Source organism: Streptomyces sp. NPDC037013 (genome assembly GCF_055607265.1).
Window position 1 is genome coordinate 293,099 of sequence record NZ_JBVJRV010000003.1, and the last position, 17,609, is coordinate 310,707.

Consider the following 17,609-nt stretch of genomic DNA (forward strand, 5'->3'; position numbering starts at 1 on the left):
CCGGTCAGGCGGGCAGTCCCGCGGTGAGCAGCTCCACGAAGCCGATGTCCTCCTTGGCGACGCCGAAGACCTCGGCGCGCCGCAGGGTCCGCTCGGCCCAGGCGCGGTGCGGCTTCACCTCGTTCATCTTGTTCGTGTACGAGGAGCGCAGGACCCCGCCGCCGCCGCGCTCGGGGCGCAGGATGTCCTCGGCGTCGCTGAACTCCTCGTGGCTGACCACGGAGAGCGCGTGCACGGGCAGGACGTGGGAGGGGTGGATGCAGGTCTTGCCGAGCAGGCCGTTGGCGCGGTCGAGCTCGATCTCGCGGAGCAGGCCGTCCATGTCGTGTTCGATGAGGGCCTGCCGCAGCTCCTCGGCCCGGCTCTCCAGGAAGGGGCTGCGGCGCAGCTGCGGCTTGAACATCCGCTCCTGGACGCGGAAGTACTCCCAGACCGGGCCGGTCACGGTGAAGCCCGTGCCGTCGGCCCTGCCGAGGACGTTGACCACGTCGGCTATGACGGAGGCGACGATGTGCACGTCGTAGGCGGTCATGTCCGGCGGTCTGCGCAGCCCGTACGCGGAGCAGAAGTCGGTGACGCCGAGGCGCAGCGCCAGGACCCGGTCGCGGTACTTGTCGACGGTGCGGGCGATCCCGGCGAGGGTCTCGGCGCGGCTCTCCAGATGCAGCAGCTCGGGCGATTCGAGGACGGGCATGGCGAAGAGCCGGCGGCCGGTGCCCGGCGGGCCGGCGGGCAGTTCCGCCTCGGCGGCGGTCAGCGCCTCCAGGAACGGGACGCCGCGTTCCTCGGTGAATTTGGGCAGCACGAACCCCGACAGCAGGCGCACGCTCGGGCCGAGCCTGCGGACCAGGTCGGGTATCTGCTCGGCGGTGCGGACGCGGATGAAGAGCAGGGGCGGCTCGGCGTCCCGCTCCGCCAGGTCGGCGAATTGCCGGACCAGGTTCGCCTCGGCGTCGGCGACCTCCGCGTCGTCGATGGAGTCCTCCAGGCAGATCACCATCGAGACCACGCCACGCCCGGCCTGTTTCAGGATGTCGTCGGCGAGGCGGGGGCGGGTGGCCGGGCTGTAGAGCGTGGCGCCGAGCGCCGGTGCGAGCAGCTGCGGCGGGGAGTCCGCGGTGAAGGCACACGGCTCCCGGTGGAAGAGGCGCTGCCGCACCTCAGGGGCGATGTGCCCGAAATGACGCATGTGACTCCTTGCTATCGCCTGTTTCGCCGACGTGGGCCGATTGAGGTGGCCGGTAATAGTACGTAGAGACGGGTGCCGGGGGTTCCCTCCGGGCATGAACTTCAGGTAACCCGGCCATGTCACACATGCTCACCACACAACCGTCGCACGCTCGCAGCACCCGCAGGTCAGGAGCCTGGTGACGCGGTCGGGACCTTGGGCCCCCCGCGTTGTACCACCCGTGCGGGGGAAGGCAGGATGACCGCATGACGCACGCCATGTTGAAGGGGTCGAACGTCCCGCTCGAAGCCTCGGCGGTCCGCGCCGTGCTCCGCTGGACCCCCGGCCAGGGCGTCCCGGACGTCGACGCGTCGGCGCTGCTGCTCGGCGGCGACGGCCGGGTCCGCTCGGACGAGGACTTCGTCTTCTACAACCAGCCGCGCCACCCGGCGGGCAAGGTCTGGCGGCTCGGCAAGAAGCGCGTCGCCGAGGGGCTGACCGACACGATCCAGACGGATCTGGCGGGCATGGACCCGGCGGTGAGCCGGGTGCTCCTGGCCGCGTCGGCGGAGGGCGTCTCCTTCGAGCACGTACCCGCCCTGCGGATCCTCCTGTACGACGCCACGGTGGCCGACGGCGAGCCGCTCGCCTACTTCGACATCACGCCGCAGACCGGCGAGGAGACGGCGCTGATCTGCGGGGAGCTCTACCGCCGCGGCGAGGGGTGGAAGTTCCGCGCGCTCGGCGAGGGGTACTCCAACGGCCTCGAGGGGCTCGCCTCCGACTTCGGCATCTCCGTGGACGACTCGGACCCGGGCGCTCCGGAGCCCGCCCCCTCGGCGTCCCAGCCGCTGCCGCCCCAGCAGCCCGTGCCCCGGCAGCCGGTGGCGCAGCCGTCCGTGGCCGCCCAGCCGGCCCCGCAGCCCGCCTACGGCTACCCGCAGCCGCCGCGGCACCCGGCGCCCCAGCCCTCCTACGGCTACCCGCCCGCGGCGCCCACGCAGCCGACGCCGATGACGCAGCCGGCCCCGGTCGCCCAGCCGTCGTACGGCTATCCGCAGCCGGTGACGCCGATGCCGGACCCGAACTTCCGGCTGCCTCCGCAGGGCCCGCAGTTCCTGCCCCGCTGAGGGCGGGGGGCGAGCAGGTCCGGGACGAGAGGAGCGGGGCTCAGCCGACCTTGGACTTGTAGCCCCGGCCCCACTGGAGTCCCCAGCCGTACAGCCGGTCCAGCTCGGCCTGGAAGCCGTAGACGAACTTCACCTCGCGGCGCACGGTCAGCTCGTCCTTCACGTTCTCGATGGTGAAGACCGCGCAGGAGCGGGCCTGCGGCTGGCGCTCGTCCAGGTCGATCTCGATCCGCGGCCCGTTGCTGGGGTAGAGCGTGACCTTCGCGTGCGTACGGTCGAAGGCCGGCGTCTGGTCGTAGATGTAGGCGAAGACCAGGAGCCGTTTGATGGACTCGCGGTGGTCGAGGTTGATGTAGATCGTCTCGCCGGACGGGGAGCCGAACCGGTCGTCGCCGCTGAGCTTCACGAACGGCGGGGCGTTGAGGCTGCCGAAGAAGCTGCCCAGGGGCTGTACGACGCCTTTGGTGCCGTCCATCAGCTCGTACAGGCAGCCGATGTCGAGGTCGACGTTGACCACGCCCTGGGTGTGCGCCTGCACCACGTCGGGCTGGAACAGCTTGAAGGGGTGCCGCAGCAGGCCGCCGCCCCGGGGCGGTTTGCCGATGATGTCGGAGGTGCGCATCTGCCAGGAGAGGTTGACGCGCAGGTTGCCGGTGGCCGCGCCCTGTTTGGAGAGCGAGACCGTCGGGTGCCGTTTGGTCAGTTCGATCGAGTTGGTGGCGGCGCTGCCCGATTCGAAGTCCATCGAACGCCCACGCCACAGACCGTCCCAGAAGGACATTCCGCCCCCAAATGTTGCCCGAATACCGACGGGGCGGCCATGAGGACATCTCCTCGACGGCCGCCCCGCACAGAGCGTTCCTCGCCCCGGCCGCCGTCACACTCCGGGAACCGGAATCGGACGGCGAGGCAAGGGAATCGGTCAGTCTCAGACTCCTGAGGAGACCTCGGCCTTCTCACCCGAGCTGCCCTGTCCCTCGGCCGCCGCCATGCGCTTGTTGCGGATCACGGAGGAGACGAAGGACCAGGCGATCAGGATGACGCCGACGGAGCCGGTGATGACCTCGTGGATCTCGTACTGGATGGTGACCAGGAGGATCACGGCGAGGGCGCCGATCGCGTAGTGCGCGCCGTGCTCCAGGTAGACGTAGTCGTCGAGGGTGCCCTGGCGGACCAGGTAGACGGTGAGGGACCGGACGTACATGGCGCCGATGCCGAGGCCGAGCGCCATCAGGACGATGTCGTTCGTGATCGCGAAGGCGCCGATGACGCCGTCGAAGGAGAAGGACGCGTCCAGGACCTCGAGGTAGAGGAACATGAAGAAGGCGGCCTTGCCGGCCATCACGACCGCCGGGACCTTCTTGCCGGTCCGCTTGGCCTCTTCCTCCTCCTCGTGCTCGCGCTCCTCGTCCTCCTCCAGCTTGTTCTCGAAGTAGCCGGAGAGGCCGCCGACCACGAGATACGTGATCAACCCCGCGATGCCGGAGATGAGGACCGTCTGCGCCTTGTCCACATGCGCGCCGCCGTGCTGGTGGGCGTGGGTGGCGACGGTCATCGCCGAGACCAGGAGCACGACGAGCGCGATGCAGACCGACAGCATGTCGACCTTGCCGAGCTTGGCGAGCGGGCGCTCCAGCCAGCCCAGCCACTTGATGTCCCGGTCCTCGAAGACGAAGTCGAGGAAGATCATCAGCAGGAACATGCCACCGAAGGCGGCGATCGACGGGTGCGCGTCGGTGACCAGCTGCTTGTAGTGGTCCTTCTCGTTGAGAGCGAGACGGACCGCTTCGATCGGGCCGATCTTTGCGCTGATGGCGACGATCACGACGGGGAAGACGAGCCGCATGCCGAAGACGGCGATCAGCACGCCGACGGTGAGGAAGATCTTCTGCCAGAAGGCACTCATCTTCTTCAGGATTCCGGCGTTGACCACCGCGTTGTCGAAGGACAGCGAGATCTCGAGGATGGACAGGATCGCCACGACGCCGAAGCCTGTCCACCCCCCGTAGAGCACCGCGGCGACCAAGCCGAGCGCGGTGACCGCGAACGACCAGCCGAAGGTTTTCAGAAGCACTGGCTACCCAATCGTGTATGTACGGGCTCCCGTTTAGCGGTCTCCCCCGCGCCGGTCCCCGGCTTTACGAAACGTTGACCCCGAAGTCTAGAGCGATACCGCGCAGACCCGACGCGTACCCCTGTCCGACCGCGCGGAACTTCCACTCGCCCCCGTACCGATACACCTCGCCGAAGATCATGGCGGTCTCCGTCGAGGCGTCCTCGCTGAGGTCGTAGCGCGCGAGCTCCTGTCCGTCCGCCTGGTTGACGACGCGGATGAAGGCGTTGCTGACCTGGCCGAACGTCTGGCCGCGATTGTCCGCCTCATGGATCGAGACGGGAAAGATGATCTTGTCGCAGCCGGCCGGCACCTTGGAGAGGTCGATCAGGAGCGACTCGTCGTCGCCGTCGCCCTCGCCCGTGAGGTTGTCCCCGGTGTGCTCGACGGAGCCGTCGGGGCTCTTCAGGTTGTTGTAGAAGACGAACCACTCGTCGCCGAGGACCCTGCCCGCCTGGCACAGCAGGGCGCTGGCGTCGAGGTCGAAGGGGGCGCCGGTGGTGGAGCGCGCGTCCCAGCCCAGGCCGACCAGGACCTGGGTGAGGTTGGGTGCGGCCTTGGAGAGGGAGACGTTGCCTCCCTTGGCGAGTGTGACGCCCATGGTGATGGTCCTCCCCGAGTGAGAAGCAGGTCGTGAGCACGTCCGGCGCCGCACGCGTGTGGTGCGGCGCCGGACGCGGAGCGCGAGGGTGTCTTCGGCTCAGATGTCTTCGGCTCAGACGTTGACGCCGAAGTCCTGCGCGATGCCGCGCAGGCCCGAGGCGTACCCCTGGCCGACGGCGCGGAACTTCCACTCCGCGCCGTGGCGGTACAGCTCGCCGAAGACCATCGCGGTCTCCGTCGAGGCGTCCTCGGAGAGGTCGTACCGCGCGATCTCGGCGCCACCGGCCTGGTTGACGACGCGGATGAACGCGTTGCGCACCTGGCCGAACGACTGCTGGCGGGTCTCGGCGTCGTAGATGGAGACCGGGAAGACGATCTTCTCCACGTCGGCGGGGACCGAGGCCAGGTCGACCTTGATCGCCTCGTCGTCGCCCTCGCCCTCACCGGTGGTGTTGTCACCGGTGTGCTCGACGGAGCCGTCGGGGCTCTTCAGGTTGTTGAAGAACACGAAGTTCTGGTCGCTGGTGACCTTGCCTTCCGCGTTCGTCAGGATCGCGCTGGCGTCGAGGTCGAAGTCCGTACCTGTGGTGGTGCGGACGTCCCAGCCGAGGCCGACCAGAACCGCGGTCAGGCCCGGCGCCTCCTTGCTCAGCGATACGTTGCCGCCCTTGCTGAGGCTGACTCCCACGAGTCCTCCCAATTGGTGTCCAGGGGCGGGGAGCCCCAAGCGTTGCTTGCCATCGGATCAACGTGTGGATCCTAGTGACCGGTTCCCGGCCGCGAGCGGAAACAGGGCTCGCTCAGAGCGTTTCGAGCGCCTTGACGTACTCGTTCAGGTCACGGGCGTCCGGCAGGTCGTTGACGACGCTCCAGCGCACCACGCCCTCCTTGTCGATGATGAAGGTGCCGCGCACCGCGCAGCCCTTCTCCTCGTCGAAGACGCCGTAGGCGCGGCTGACCTCGCCGTGCGGCCAGAAGTCGGAGACCAGCGGGTACTCGAGGCCCTCCTGCTCGGCGAAGACGCGCAGCGTGTGGATGGAGTCGTTGGAGACGGCGAGCAGCTGGGTGTCGTCGTTGACGAACTTCGGCAGGGCGTCCCGCAGCGCGCAGAGCTCGCCGGTGCACACGCCGGTGAACGCGAACGGGTAGAAGAGCAGGACCACGTTCTTCTCGCCGCGGAAGTCCGAGAGCCGCACGGTCCGGCCGTGGTTGTCCTTCAGCTCGAATTCCGGGGCCTTGGTGCCGGTCGCGATTCCAGCGAGCGCCATGACTACGCATCCCTTCGACGGAGCCCCTCGGGTGGGGCTGTTCGGGTGAGAACCACCCTACGTCCGCCGATCACGGCGCCACGCGTGCGCCGGAGCCGCGCCCACGTGCGTGAGGCCCCCGCCGACGTGCGTCGGTGGGGGCCTCACGATCGTGCTCTGGGGCCGGGGCTCAGCCGGGGGCTAGCGCTTCTTCGCCGCCCCCTTGGGGGTGATCAGCCGGCTGCCGTTCCAGTCCTTGCCGGCGTTGATGCTCTTGGTCTGGGACAGGCCCGCGGTGGTGGACGCCTCACCGATCTCGCTCGGCTCGACGTAACCGTCACGGCCGGTCTTGGGAGTCAGCAGCAGGATGGAGCCGCCCTCCTCCATGTACGCGATGGCATCCACCAGCGCATCAGTCAGGTCCCCGTCGTCCTCACGGAACCAGAGCACCACGGCGTCGGCCACGTCGTCGTACTCCTCGTCGACGAGCTCTGTGCCTGTGGCCTGCTCGATGGCCTCGCGGAGCTCCTGGTCGACGTCGTCGTCGTAGCCGATCTCCTGGACCACCTGGTCGGGCTGGAAACCAAGCCTTACGGCAAGGTTCGTCTCCGCGTGGTCCGCGGTCGCGCTCACGGATTGCCTCCTGATCATGTTTTTGGGAATGCCTGTCAGCCACGCGCGTACGCGGGGCGTTGGCCGTAGTCCACACGGGCGGGGCGGATCGCGCAAGTACCCGGCCGCCGAGACCGCCGAAACGGTGACGTTCCCGACCGTGTCGCCGCAACGGGCGCCACATCCGTATGAGACCGAACGCCTCTACGAAGCGACTAGGCAGGATGGGCGTATCGTTGCGATTTGGGCCGAGCCTACCCCAGGGTCGCCGAATGAACGTCTCGGTTACCCATCGGTAGACATGACGTGCGCTTCCACGAGGTACACGATGGGGAGCGGTGCACGGCCAGGCAGAACCCCAGGCGAGAGCCCCGACAGCGAAGGAACAGCGTGGCTTCCGGATCCGATCGCAACCCGATCATCATTGGCGGCCTGCCGAGTCAGGTCCCGGACTTCGATCCCGAAGAGACCCAGGAGTGGCTCGACTCCCTCGACGCCGCGGTCGACGAACGCGGCCGGGAACGGGCCCGCTACCTGATGCTCAGGCTGATCGAGCGGGCGCGCGAGAAGCGTGTCGCCGTGCCCGAGATGCGCAGCACGGACTACGTCAACACGATCGCCACCAAGGACGAGCCGTTCTTCCCCGGCAACGAGGAAATCGAACGCAAGGTCCTGAACGCCACCCGCTGGAACGCCGCGGTGATGGTCTCCCGGGCCCAGCGCCCCGGTATCGGCGTCGGTGGCCACATCGCCACCTTCGCCTCCTCCGCCTCGCTCTACGACGTGGGCTTCAACCACTTCTTCCGCGGCAAGGACGAGGGCGACGGCGGCGACCAGATCTTCTTCCAGGGGCACGCGTCCCCCGGCATCTACGCCCGCGCCTACCTCCTCGACCGGCTCTCCGAGCAGCAGCTCGACGCGTTCCGCCAGGAGAAGTCCAAGGCGCCCAACGGCCTCTCGTCGTACCCGCATCCGCGTCTGATGCCGGACTTCTGGGAGTTCCCGACCGTCTCCATGGGCCTCGGCCCGCTCGGCGCGATCTTCCAGGCGCGGATGAACCGTTACATGGAGGCGCGCTCCATCGCGGACACCTCCAAGTCGCACGTCTGGGCGTTCCTCGGCGACGGTGAGATGGACGAGCCCGAGTCGCTCGGCCAGCTCTCCATCGCCGCCCGCGAGGGCCTGGACAACCTCACCTTCGTCGTCAACTGCAACCTGCAGCGCCTGGACGGCCCGGTACGCGGCAACGGCAAGATCATCCAGGAGCTGGAGTCGCAGTTCCGCGGCGCCGGCTGGAACGTCATCAAGCTGGTCTGGGACCGCAGCTGGGACCCGCTGCTCGCGCAGGACCGCGACGGCATCCTGGTCAACAAGTTGAACACCACGCCCGACGGCCAGTTCCAGACGTACGCGACGGAGACCGGCGCCTACATCCGCGACCACTTCTTCGGCGACGACCAGCGGCTGCGCGCCATGGTCGAGAACATGACCGACGACCAGATCCTCCACCTGGGCCGCGGCGGTCACGACCACAAGAAGATCTACGCTGCGTTCTCGGCGGCCAAGGCCCACAAGGGCCAGCCGACGGTGATCCTCGCCCAGACGGTCAAGGGCTGGACCCTCGGCCCGAACTTCGAGGGCCGCAACGCCACGCACCAGATGAAGAAGCTGACGGTCGACGACCTCAAGGGCTTCCGCGACCGCCTGCACATCCCGATCACGGACAAGCAGCTTGAGGACGGCGCCCCGCCGTACTACCACCCGGGCCGCGACTCCGAAGAGATCCAGTACATGCACGACCGCCGCAAGGGCCTGGGCGGTTACGTCCCGACCCGCGTGGTGCGCGCCAAGTCGCTGCCGCTCCCCGAGGACAAGACGTACGCGGCCGCGAAGAAGGGCTCGGGCCAGCAGTCGATCGCCACCACCATGGCGTTCGTCCGCATCCTGAAGGACCTCATGCGGGACAAGGAGATCGGCAAGCGCTTCGTGCTGATCGCCCCCGACGAGTACCGCACCTTCGGCATGGACGCGTTCTTCCCGAGCGCGAAGATCTACAACCCGCTCGGCCAGCAGTACGAGGCCGTGGACCGCGAACTCCTCCTCGCCTACAAGGAGTCGCCGACGGGCCAGATGCTGCACGACGGCATCTCCGAGGCGGGGTGCACGGCCTCCCTCATCGCCGCCGGTTCGGCCTACGCCACCCACGGCGAGCCGCTGATCCCGGTCTACGTCTTCTACTCGATGTTCGGATTCCAGCGCACCGGCGACCAGTTCTGGCAGATGGCCGACCAGCTCGCGCGCGGTTTCGTCCTCGGCGCCACCGCCGGCCGCACCACGCTGACCGGCGAGGGCCTGCAGCACGCGGACGGCCACTCGCAGCTGCTCGCCTCGACCAACCCGGCCTGTGTCGCCTACGACCCGGCCTTCGGGTACGAGATCGCGCACATCGTCAAGGACGGCCTGCGCCGGATGTACGGCCCCGACAGCGAGGACGTCTTCTACTACCTCACCGTCTACAACGAGCCGATCCAGCACCCGGCCGAGCCCGCCGACGTGGACGTCGAGGGCATCCTCAAGGGCATCTACCGCTTCAAGTCCGGTGAGCGGGGCGCCATCCCGGCCCAGATCATCGCGTCCGGCGTCGCGGTGCCGTGGGCGGTCGAGGCCCAGCAGATCCTCGCCTCGGAGTGGAACGTCAAGGCGGACGTCTGGTCGGCGACCTCCTGGAACGAGCTGCGCCGCGACGCCGTGGACGTGGAGCGGCACAACCTCCTGCACCCCGAGGAGGAGCAGCGCGTCCCGTACGTCACGCAGAAGCTGTCCGGCGCCGAGGGACCGTTCGTGGCCGTCTCCGACTGGATGCGGAGCGTCCCCGACCAGATCTCCCGCTGGGTGCCCGGCACGTACCAGTCGCTGGGCGCGGACGGCTTCGGCTTCGCCGACACGCGCGGTGCGGCCCGGCGCTTCTTCCACATCGACGCGCAGTCGATCGTGGTGGGCGTGCTGACCGAACTGGCCCGTGAGGGCAAGGTCGACCGCTCGCTCCTGAAGCAGGCGATCGACCGCTACCAGCTGCTCGACGTCACGGCCGCCGACCCGGGTGCGGCCGGCGGCGACGCGTAGGGAGCACACGCGCGGCGTGCGCGCGCGTCAGCACGGCGCCTCGTGCGGAGGGCGGCGGGCCATCGGGCCCGCCGCCCTCCGGCGTTTTCCCCGACGTTTTCTACGATGCGCCCATGAAGGAACAACCGGCCCAGATCCGCTGGGAGCAGCGCACCCAACGCCCGCTCCTCGCGCTGGCGGTGGCTTTCGCCGTCGCCTACGCCGTGCCGATCGTGGCGCCCGACGCGAGCAGGGCCGTGGCGCGGACCTGTTCTTGGGTGGAGTGGTTCGTCTGGGGCTCCTTCGCTCTCGACTACGCGGTGCGTCTTCTCCTCACCGAGCACCGCGGGCGGTTCGTCCGCGCCCACTGGCTGGACCTGTGCGCCGTACTCCTTCCGATGATTCAGCCGCTGCGGTTGCTGCGCCTCGTCGCCACGCTGGCGCTCGTCGGCCGGCGGGCCCGGATGGCGTCGCAGATCAGGCTGACGACGTACGTCGCGGGCTCGGTGGTGGGGCTGTTGATGTTCGGCTCCCTGGCGGTGCTCTCCGTGGAGCGGGAGTCGCCGCACGGGAACATCAAGACCCTGGGTGACGCGGTGTGGTGGTCCTTCACCACGATGACGACGGTCGGCTACGGCGATCACGCGCCGACGACGGGCCTCGGCCGGGTGCTCGCGGTCGGTCTGATGCTGTCGGGCATCGCCCTGCTCGGTGTCGTCACCGCGAACATCGCGGCGTGGTTCATCTCCCGCTTCGAGAAGGACGACGTCGAGGAACGGCGCCAGACGGCGGCGATCGAGGCGCTGACGGCGGAGGTACGGGCGCTGCGCGCGCAGGTGGCGGCGCTGTCCCCCACCGAGCCGGGCGCGGTGCCCGGGCCCGGCCGGGGTGAGGGCGGCGGCGCGGGGTCACCGGCTCGCGAAGGAGGCGGTGGAGCGGCGGCGGTGTCCTGAACCGGGGTGGCAGACCTCCGGTTCAGGACGTGCCGCGGCTCAGAGCAAGCCGCTCGTCGTGGCCGTCCCCGCCATCGCCATGAGAGCCAGGACGGTGCCGATCACGCCGAGGACGAGGGCCGCCAGGGCGGGTACCGGGCGGGCACCGGCCCCTCTGCGGCCCCGAGCGTCGCGCGGTCCTGCCGGCTCCGCGACCACGTACGGCCGCGTGAGCCGGGGTGCTTGCGCGTGGTGTGTCCGAAGCCCGCCATCATCACTCCTCGAGTCGGCCGGTCCGGGCCTGTCTCGACGAGTACCCCCGTTCATCTCTCCCAGACCTTGAACGCCCTTACCCGGTAGGGAGATTCGGGTGCCCAGGTGCCGCTGCCCGGATAGGTGTTGAACTCGCCGGTCTCGGCGCACTCCGCCGATTGGTAGACGGTGACGGGCCGGCCGGTGCGATTGGCGAGGGCCTGCGCGCTGCCCCCCTCCGGCAGCGCGACGCAGCTCTCGATGTCGATGCCGGCCAGTTCGTACACATGGCGGGCGCCCCGGAACTCCGCCTTCTCCCAGAGGCAGAGCTCGCCGGGTCCGCAGCCGCGGAGCGTCGGCGGGGCGGCGGCGCCCGCGTGTGCGGGTGTGAGGATCACCGCGGCGAGTGCGGCCGCGGCGACGGTCGTGGGCATGGTCGTACGCATCTGTTCAACCCCCGTGTGGCGTGCGGATCTTCTCCCTGCACTCTGGACCCGGCGGCCGGGCCCTCGGAAGGGGTACGAATGTGCGTCACCCGGATAGGCGAAAGCCCCCCAGGTCATCCCCGAGGGGTCATCCCTGAGAGGCTTCCCCCGACGACCCCTGAGGCGCCGTTCCCGCTCGGAGCGTGCGGCGTTCGCCGCTGACCTTGGAGGCCGGGAGGCGCCCGGCCTTGGAGATTCCCGTCAGGGTGTCGCCGTCCACCGTCACGGTGAAGGTCAGGTTCAGCCGCATGGGCTTGGTGGTGGCCTGTTTCCACGTGAGCCGGTCGGCGTCGAGGGCGACGTCGGTGAGCGGTACCTCCTCCCCGTCTCCCGCCGCGCGGGCGACCCCGACGAGGCCACCGTCCTCACGCCGGAACTCGGTCACGGCCTTGATCCTGCCGATGGGGGTGGAGATGGACAGGTCCCAGGTGCCTTCGACGGACATGCTGCTGCTCTTCTCTGACGGTGTGGTGACGGTGGGCGGTACGGCAATACGGGAGTACGGCAGTAAGTGCGTACCGGAGTACGGAAGTACCGGAGTACGGAGGAGGGACGGCAGGTCAGAGCCGGGCGGGCTCCGGGCCCTCGGCGCGCCAGACCGTGCCGCGGCGCTCATGGGCGAACAGCCCTTCGACGGCGTGGGCGATCCGCGGGCCCACCTCGCGCTCCAGCAGATACAGGCCGAGGTCGAGCCCCGAGGTGACGCCGGCGCCGGTGACGAGGTCGCCGTCATCGACGACGCGGGCGCTCACCGCGTGGACTCCGGTGGCGTCGAGCATGTCCAGGCCCAAGTGGTGGGTGGTGGCATGACGTCCCTCCAGCAGCCCGGCCATGGCCAGGACGAGCGAGCCGCCGCACACGGTGCCGACCGTCACCTCGGGGTTCTCCATCGCGGCCGTCAGCATCGCGGGCAGTTCGGTGGTCAGGGTGCGGCCCAGCAGTACGGGAATGGTCTCGTCCTGCTGCCGCTCCCCGGCCCCCGCGTCGTGGGCGGGGGTGTCGCCGGGTTCTCCGACGCGGCCCGACGCGCCGGGGACCAGGATCAGGCCCGCGCGCCCGGGGTCGAGGGTGCCGGTGGCGCGCAGGGCGAGCCCGCCGGTGCCGCTGACCACCTCGCGCGGCCCTTCGGCGGAGACCAGTTCCACGCTCACCGCGCCCGCGGACGCGGTGCCGCCCGCGTACAGCACCTCGTAGGGAGCGATGACATCGAGCGGATCGAATCCGTCGAACAAGACGATCTGGGCGTGCATGGAGGGGCCCTTCGAGGTCCGGAGAGTCCGGCCGGTCGCCGGACGTGCCACGAACCTAACGAGCTGCCACCCCGGTCACCCAGTGGCGTGAGTGACACTCTTCAACGGGATAGTGACAAGGCGAGGGAAAAGGCCGCTGAACTGCGGCTGACCGGGATTTCGACGGTCCCGGGAGCAGATACGCCGGTCTGCGGAGCAGTATGGTCCGGCCATGCACACCATCGCCGTTCTCGCGCTGGACCAGGTGATCCCGTTCGACCTCTCCACCCCGATCGAGGTCTTCACCCGTACCCGGCTTCCGGACGGGCGCCCCGGCTACCAGATCCGGGTGTGCGCCGAACGGCCGGAGATCGACGCCGGGGCCTTCACCCTGCGCGCGCCCTGGGGTCTCGACGGGCTCAGCGGCGCCGACACGATCATCCTGCCCGGCACCGCCACCCCCTCGGCCCCGCTCCCGTCGAGCGTCCGCGAGGCGCTGCGGGCGGCCGCCGACGGCGGCACGCGCATCGCCTCCATCTGCTCGGGCGCCTTTCCCCTGGCCGCGACCGGGCTCCTGGACGGCCTGCGGGCCACCACCCACTGGTCCGCGGCCGGCCTCCTGGCCGCCGCCCACCCGGACATCGACGTCGACCCGAACGTCCTGTACGTCGACAACGGGCAGTTCCTCACCTCGGCCGGCGCCGCCGCCGGCCTGGACATGTGCCTGCATCTGATCCGCCGCGACTACGGCTCGGCCGTCGCCGCCGACGCGGCCCGCCTGTCCGTCATGCCGCTCGAACGCGAAGGCGGCCAGGCACAGTTCATCGTCCACGACCACCCGCCCACTCCGCAGGGCTCCGCCCTGGAACCCCTGCTCACCTGGCTCCAGGACAACCTCGGCCGCGACCTCACCCTCGCCGACCTCGCCGCCCGCGCCGGGTTCAGTACCCGGACCCTGATACGCCGCTTCAGCGAACAGACCGGCACCACCCCGCTCCAGTGGCTCCACCGGGCCCGTATCCGCCAGGCCCAGCACCTCCTGGAGACCACGCACCACTCCGTCGAGCGCATCGCCGCCCAGGTCGGCTTCGGCTCCCCCACGGCCTTCCGTGACCGCTTCAAACGCACCACGGGCGTGAGCCCCCACACCTACCGCCGCACCTTCCGCTGATCCCCGTCCGGGACCCGTCGACCGGGCGGGGGGCGCGCCGTGGCGAGATCCCGTCACAACGTGTCACTTACGCCTATGAACGCCGTGCCCGCGGCCTCGTAGCGTCGGACCGGGAGCCGGCGGTCGCCGGCATCAGGTCCGACGAAGGTCTCTCACATGTACGTTCACAGTCGCGTTTTCCGCCGGGGTGGACCCGGGCGGGGTCACCGTGTCCTTGGAGCCGGCGGTCGCCGAACCGGCGGCGTGGAGAGGAACGGGCGATGAAAGCGCCGAGCGCGGCGTCCATCACCTCCGCTGTGGCGGCAGCGGCCCCCACGCTCGTGTTCCTCTGCGCCAACCAGGTCAGCGGCATGCGCCCGGCGGTCGTCGCCACGACCGTGACCGCGTTGCTCGTACTCGCCTGGCGGCTACGGGCCCGCCAGCAGGTCCGGGACGCCGTCGTGGGCGCCCTGCTGGCCACAGCCTGCGCGGCAGTGGCCGCGGGGACCGGAGACACGCGCGGCTTCTTCCTGCTGCCGATGCTGCTCCCGGCCCTGGCCACGGCGGCGTGCCTGCTGTCGATCGTGGCCGGCCGGCCGTTGGCCGGTCTGGTGGCCAACCGGATCGTGGGCGGTCCGCCGCAGTGGCGCTCGCACCGGAGACTGCACCGCTTCTACGCGATGATCACGCTGGTGATCTCGCTGGTGAGTCTGGCGAGCCTGGCCGCACAGGTGGCGCTGTACCACTGGAGTGAGGTCGCCGGGCTCGCGCTCCTGCACATCCTCATGGGCCCGATATGGGCCGCCGTCACGGCGCTCTCCGTGGTGCTCTCCCGCAGGGCGGTGACCAGGGAGCGGACGGCTGCCCCGGCACCGGCTCCGGCGGCCCTCTCACCGGCTCGGGGCACGCTCGGACATCCTGACGCAGGTGTGTGACATGACCCGGGGTGTGTGACGTGACCCGGGTCCGGGGCCGGTTCTCCACCGGTTCCGGACCCGGGTCGGGCCGCAACGGATCGAGCGGCGACCGCGGTCCGTCCCGCGTCTCAGATGTGGCCCACGCCCGCGCCCGCCTCGGCGTTGTCGCCGCGCTTGGTCAGGAACGCGACGAAGACGGCGGCGACGGCGACCCCGGTGGCGACCAGGCAGGCCAGGCCCATGCCCGACATGAAGGTGTCGTGCGCGACCGAGGTGATCTGGTCGGCGACGGACGGCGGGGCCTTCGGCGGGACCGGCGCCACGCCGACCTGGACGGCCTCCGCGGCCTTGTCGAGCTGGGTCTCGCTGAGCGGCGGCAGCTTCGCCGCGGCCCAGTTGTCCGGCAGGTCGCTGTCGACCTTGGAGGCCATGACGGCGCCCAGGACGGCCGTACCGAGGCTGCCGCCGATCTGCATCGCGGCCTGCTGGAGGCCGCCGGCGACACCGGAGAGCTCCATCGGCGCGTTGCCCACGATGACCTCCGTGGCGCCGACCATCACCGGGGCGAGGCCGAGGCCGAGGAGCGCGAACCAGAGCGACATGAGGCCGCTGCCGGTGCCCGCCTCCAGCGTGGACATGCCGTACATGGCGACGGCGGTGAAGACCATGCCGCCCGCGAGCGGGATGCGCGGGCCCACCTTGGTGATCATGGCGCCCGCCACCGGGGAGCCCACGATCATCATGCTGGTGAGGGGCAGCAGGTGCAGGCCGCTGTCGACGGGGCTCATCCCGTGCACGTTCTGCAGGTAGAAGGTGACGAAGAACAGCCCGCCCATGAAGGCGACGGCCATGAGCACCATCAGGACCACGCCCGCGGAGAGCGCCACGGAGCGGAACAGGGCCAGCGGTACGAGCGGTTCCGCGACCTTCGTCTCCCAGAGCGCGAAGAGTACGAAGCTCAGCACGGAGGCGCCGATGAAGGTCCAGGTCAGGCCGGAGCCCCAGCCCCAGTCCGGCGCCTTGATGAGCGCCCAGACCAGGCAGAACATGGCCGCCGAGAGCAGCGCGATGCCGAGGACGTCGAAGGAGCGGGGCGCGTTCTCGGCGCGGTGGTCCTTGAGGATGACCAGGCCGAGGGCGAGGGCGAGGACGCCGACCGGCACGTTGATGAAGAAGACGGACTGCCAGCTGACGTGCTGGACGAGGAGGCCGCCGATGATCGGGCCGCCCGCGGTGGACGCGCCGATGACCATGCCCCAGATGCCGATGGCCATGTTGAGCTTCTCGGCCGGGAAGGTGGCGCGCAGCAGGCCGAGCGCGGCGGGCATCAGCAGGGCGCCGAAGAGCCCCTGGAGCACGCGGAAGGCGACGACCAGCGCGATGCTGTCGGAGAGGCCGATGGCTCCGGAGGCGGCGGCGAATCCGACGACGCCTATGAGGAAGGTCTGCCGGTGGCCGAAGCGGTCGCCGAGCTTGCCGGCGGTGATCAGTGCGACGGCGAGCGCGAGGAAGTAGCCGTTGGTGATCCATTGGACGTCGGCGAAGGTGGCGCCCAGGTCCTTCTGGATGGCCGGGTTGGCGATCGCCACGATGGTGCCGTCCAGGGCGACCATCATCACGCCGATCGCGACGGCGAAGAGTGTCAGCCAGGGGTGGCCGCGGAGCCCCTTGGCCGGGTCCGGAACCGGCGTGGGCTCCGGTGCCTTGCCCGCCTTGTCGACGGTGGTCTGACTAGTCATGTCCCGAGGTTAGTGACAGCGTCTGACAGTTGACAAACAAATTCACAAGTCGGTGACTGTCACGTGCCTCACAGGTAGGGTGAACTGCGCGAACGGTGAGAGAAGAGGGCCGGGTGTGAAGACCACGCAGCGAGCGACGGACGCCCCGGCGGCGCGCACGGAGACCGCCCGCGACCCCGCCGCCGAGCCCTCGCGGCCGGGGCTGCGCGAGCGCAAGAAGCAGCGCACCCGCGACGCCCTCCTGCGCGTGGCGCTCGAACTCTTCACGACCAAGGGGTACGAGGAGACGACCGTCGACGAGATCGCCGAGGCCGTCGACGTCTCCCAGCGCACGTTCTTCCGGTACTTCGCCAACAAGCAGGAAGCCGCCTTCGCCGTCCAGGAGATGATCGAGGCGCGGTTCGTCGAGGCCGTGCGCGACCGCCCGGCCCACGAGGCCCCGCTGACGGCCCTGCGCGGCGCCGTCCTCGGCGCCTGGGAGGCGATGGGGCAGTCCATCGAGGAGGTCGTCCCGGTCGAACTCCACATGCGCACCTACCAGATGATCGAGTCCACGCCCTCCCTGCTCGCCGTCCACCTGCGGCGCTCCATCGAGATGGAGGACGAGGTCGCCCGCGTGATCGCCGAGCGCGAGGGGCTCGACCTGGACCGCGACCCGCGCCCGCGCGTCGCGGTGGCCGCCTTCAGCGGCGTCATGCGGGTGACGGGGCGCCTGTGGGGGGCGGGCGAGGACTCCAGCCTGGAGTCGATCCGGGCGCTCACGGAGGAGTACCTCGACCACCTCGGGCCCGCGCTCGCGGAAGACTGGCGCCCCCGCCCATAACGCCCGCCGCGCGGCGCCGGTCAACCCATGGGCTGCCCCCAAGGGTTGAGCCACGGCACGCGTACCCACGGTGATCGTCAGGCTGTTCATTCCGTTCCGAAACCGCC

17 protein-coding genes are annotated in these 17,609 nt (G+C 70.0%); 6 read left to right on the forward strand and 11 right to left on the reverse strand.

From position 1 onward, the window contains the following. Window positions 1-4 precede the first annotated feature (4 nt). Complete coding sequence (locus tag ACZ7DY_RS11235; RefSeq protein ID WP_471133032.1) at window positions 5-1,189, reverse strand: HpcH/HpaI aldolase/citrate lyase family protein; 1,185 nt, start codon at window positions 1,187-1,189, stop codon at window positions 5-7. 245 nt (window positions 1,190-1,434) lie between these two features. On the opposite strand from ACZ7DY_RS11235, the gene ACZ7DY_RS11240 reads away from it, so the two are divergent. Continuing rightward, on the forward strand, window positions 1,435-2,298 hold the full coding sequence (locus ACZ7DY_RS11240) for a TerD family protein (protein WP_471133033.1): 864 nt from the start codon (window positions 1,435-1,437) through the stop codon (window positions 2,296-2,298). 40 nt (window positions 2,299-2,338) lie between these two features. On the opposite strand, the gene ACZ7DY_RS11245 is transcribed toward ACZ7DY_RS11240, so the two are convergent. From ACZ7DY_RS11245 to ACZ7DY_RS11270, 6 genes are all read right to left on the reverse strand, one after another. Then, window positions 2,339-3,079, reverse strand: coding sequence for a TerD family protein (locus ACZ7DY_RS11245; protein WP_471133035.1), 741 nt, complete (start codon window positions 3,077-3,079; stop codon window positions 2,339-2,341). Window positions 3,080-3,226: 147 nt separating this feature from the next. Next, window positions 3,227-4,372 carry a DUF475 domain-containing protein gene (locus ACZ7DY_RS11250; RefSeq protein ID WP_471133038.1) on the reverse strand — a complete coding sequence of 382 codons (1,146 nt, stop codon included), beginning with the start codon at window positions 4,370-4,372 and terminating at the stop codon, window positions 3,227-3,229. A gap of 64 nt (window positions 4,373-4,436) precedes the next feature. Beyond that, window positions 4,437-5,012: a TerD family protein gene (locus ACZ7DY_RS11255; protein WP_471133041.1), complete on the reverse strand. Its 576-nt coding sequence runs from the start codon at window positions 5,010-5,012 to the stop codon at window positions 4,437-4,439. Window positions 5,013-5,126: 114 nt separating this feature from the next. Then, complete coding sequence (locus ACZ7DY_RS11260; RefSeq protein WP_471133044.1) at window positions 5,127-5,702, reverse strand: TerD family protein; 576 nt, start codon at window positions 5,700-5,702, stop codon at window positions 5,127-5,129. A gap of 112 nt (window positions 5,703-5,814) precedes the next feature. Beyond that, a complete protein-coding gene (locus tag ACZ7DY_RS11265) occupies window positions 5,815-6,282 on the reverse strand; it encodes a peroxiredoxin (RefSeq protein ID WP_471133046.1) in 468 nt (155 codons plus the stop codon). Window positions 6,283-6,462: 180 nt separating this feature from the next. Continuing rightward, complete coding sequence (locus ACZ7DY_RS11270) at window positions 6,463-6,894, reverse strand: DUF3052 domain-containing protein (RefSeq protein WP_471133048.1); 432 nt, start codon at window positions 6,892-6,894, stop codon at window positions 6,463-6,465. A 369-nt stretch (window positions 6,895-7,263) separates the two neighbouring features. Here ACZ7DY_RS11270 and aceE point away from each other — a divergent pair, with 369 nt between their 5' ends. After that, on the forward strand, window positions 7,264-9,996 hold the full coding sequence (gene aceE, locus ACZ7DY_RS11275) for a pyruvate dehydrogenase (acetyl-transferring), homodimeric type (RefSeq protein ID WP_471133049.1): 2,733 nt from the start codon (window positions 7,264-7,266) through the stop codon (window positions 9,994-9,996). A 113-nt stretch (window positions 9,997-10,109) separates the two neighbouring features. Further along, window positions 10,110-10,928 carry a potassium channel family protein gene (locus ACZ7DY_RS11280; protein WP_471133051.1) on the forward strand — a complete coding sequence of 273 codons (819 nt, stop codon included), beginning with the start codon at window positions 10,110-10,112 and terminating at the stop codon, window positions 10,926-10,928. 302 nt (window positions 10,929-11,230) lie between these two features. Here the strand turns inward: ACZ7DY_RS11280 and ACZ7DY_RS11285 are convergent, their stop codons facing one another. The 3 genes from ACZ7DY_RS11285 to ACZ7DY_RS11295 form a co-directional block, all read right to left on the reverse strand. Continuing rightward, window positions 11,231-11,605, reverse strand: a complete 375-nt coding sequence (locus ACZ7DY_RS11285; RefSeq protein WP_471133053.1) for a peptidase inhibitor family I36 protein — start codon at window positions 11,603-11,605, stop codon at window positions 11,231-11,233. A 127-nt stretch (window positions 11,606-11,732) separates the two neighbouring features. After that, a complete protein-coding gene (locus tag ACZ7DY_RS11290; RefSeq protein WP_471133056.1) occupies window positions 11,733-12,089 on the reverse strand; it encodes a hypothetical protein in 357 nt (118 codons plus the stop codon). A 115-nt stretch (window positions 12,090-12,204) separates the two neighbouring features. After that, window positions 12,205-12,894: a DJ-1/PfpI family protein gene (locus tag ACZ7DY_RS11295; protein WP_471133059.1), complete on the reverse strand. Its 690-nt coding sequence runs from the start codon at window positions 12,892-12,894 to the stop codon at window positions 12,205-12,207. A gap of 211 nt (window positions 12,895-13,105) precedes the next feature. Here ACZ7DY_RS11295 and ACZ7DY_RS11300 point away from each other — a divergent pair, with 211 nt between their 5' ends. Further along, window positions 13,106-14,044: a GlxA family transcriptional regulator gene (locus tag ACZ7DY_RS11300; protein ID WP_471133061.1), complete on the forward strand. Its 939-nt coding sequence runs from the start codon at window positions 13,106-13,108 to the stop codon at window positions 14,042-14,044. 260 nt (window positions 14,045-14,304) lie between these two features. Then, on the forward strand, window positions 14,305-14,958 hold the full coding sequence (locus ACZ7DY_RS11305; RefSeq protein ID WP_471133064.1) for a DUF3159 domain-containing protein: 654 nt from the start codon (window positions 14,305-14,307) through the stop codon (window positions 14,956-14,958). A 110-nt stretch (window positions 14,959-15,068) separates the two neighbouring features. On the opposite strand, the gene ACZ7DY_RS11310 is transcribed toward ACZ7DY_RS11305, so the two are convergent. After that, window positions 15,069-16,679, reverse strand: a complete 1,611-nt coding sequence (locus ACZ7DY_RS11310) for an MFS transporter (RefSeq protein WP_471133067.1) — start codon at window positions 16,677-16,679, stop codon at window positions 15,069-15,071. A 202-nt stretch (window positions 16,680-16,881) separates the two neighbouring features. On the opposite strand from ACZ7DY_RS11310, the gene ACZ7DY_RS11315 reads away from it, so the two are divergent. Beyond that, on the forward strand, window positions 16,882-17,502 hold the full coding sequence (locus ACZ7DY_RS11315) for a TetR/AcrR family transcriptional regulator (RefSeq protein WP_471134494.1): 621 nt from the start codon (window positions 16,882-16,884) through the stop codon (window positions 17,500-17,502). Window positions 17,503-17,609: the final 107 nt, after the last annotated feature.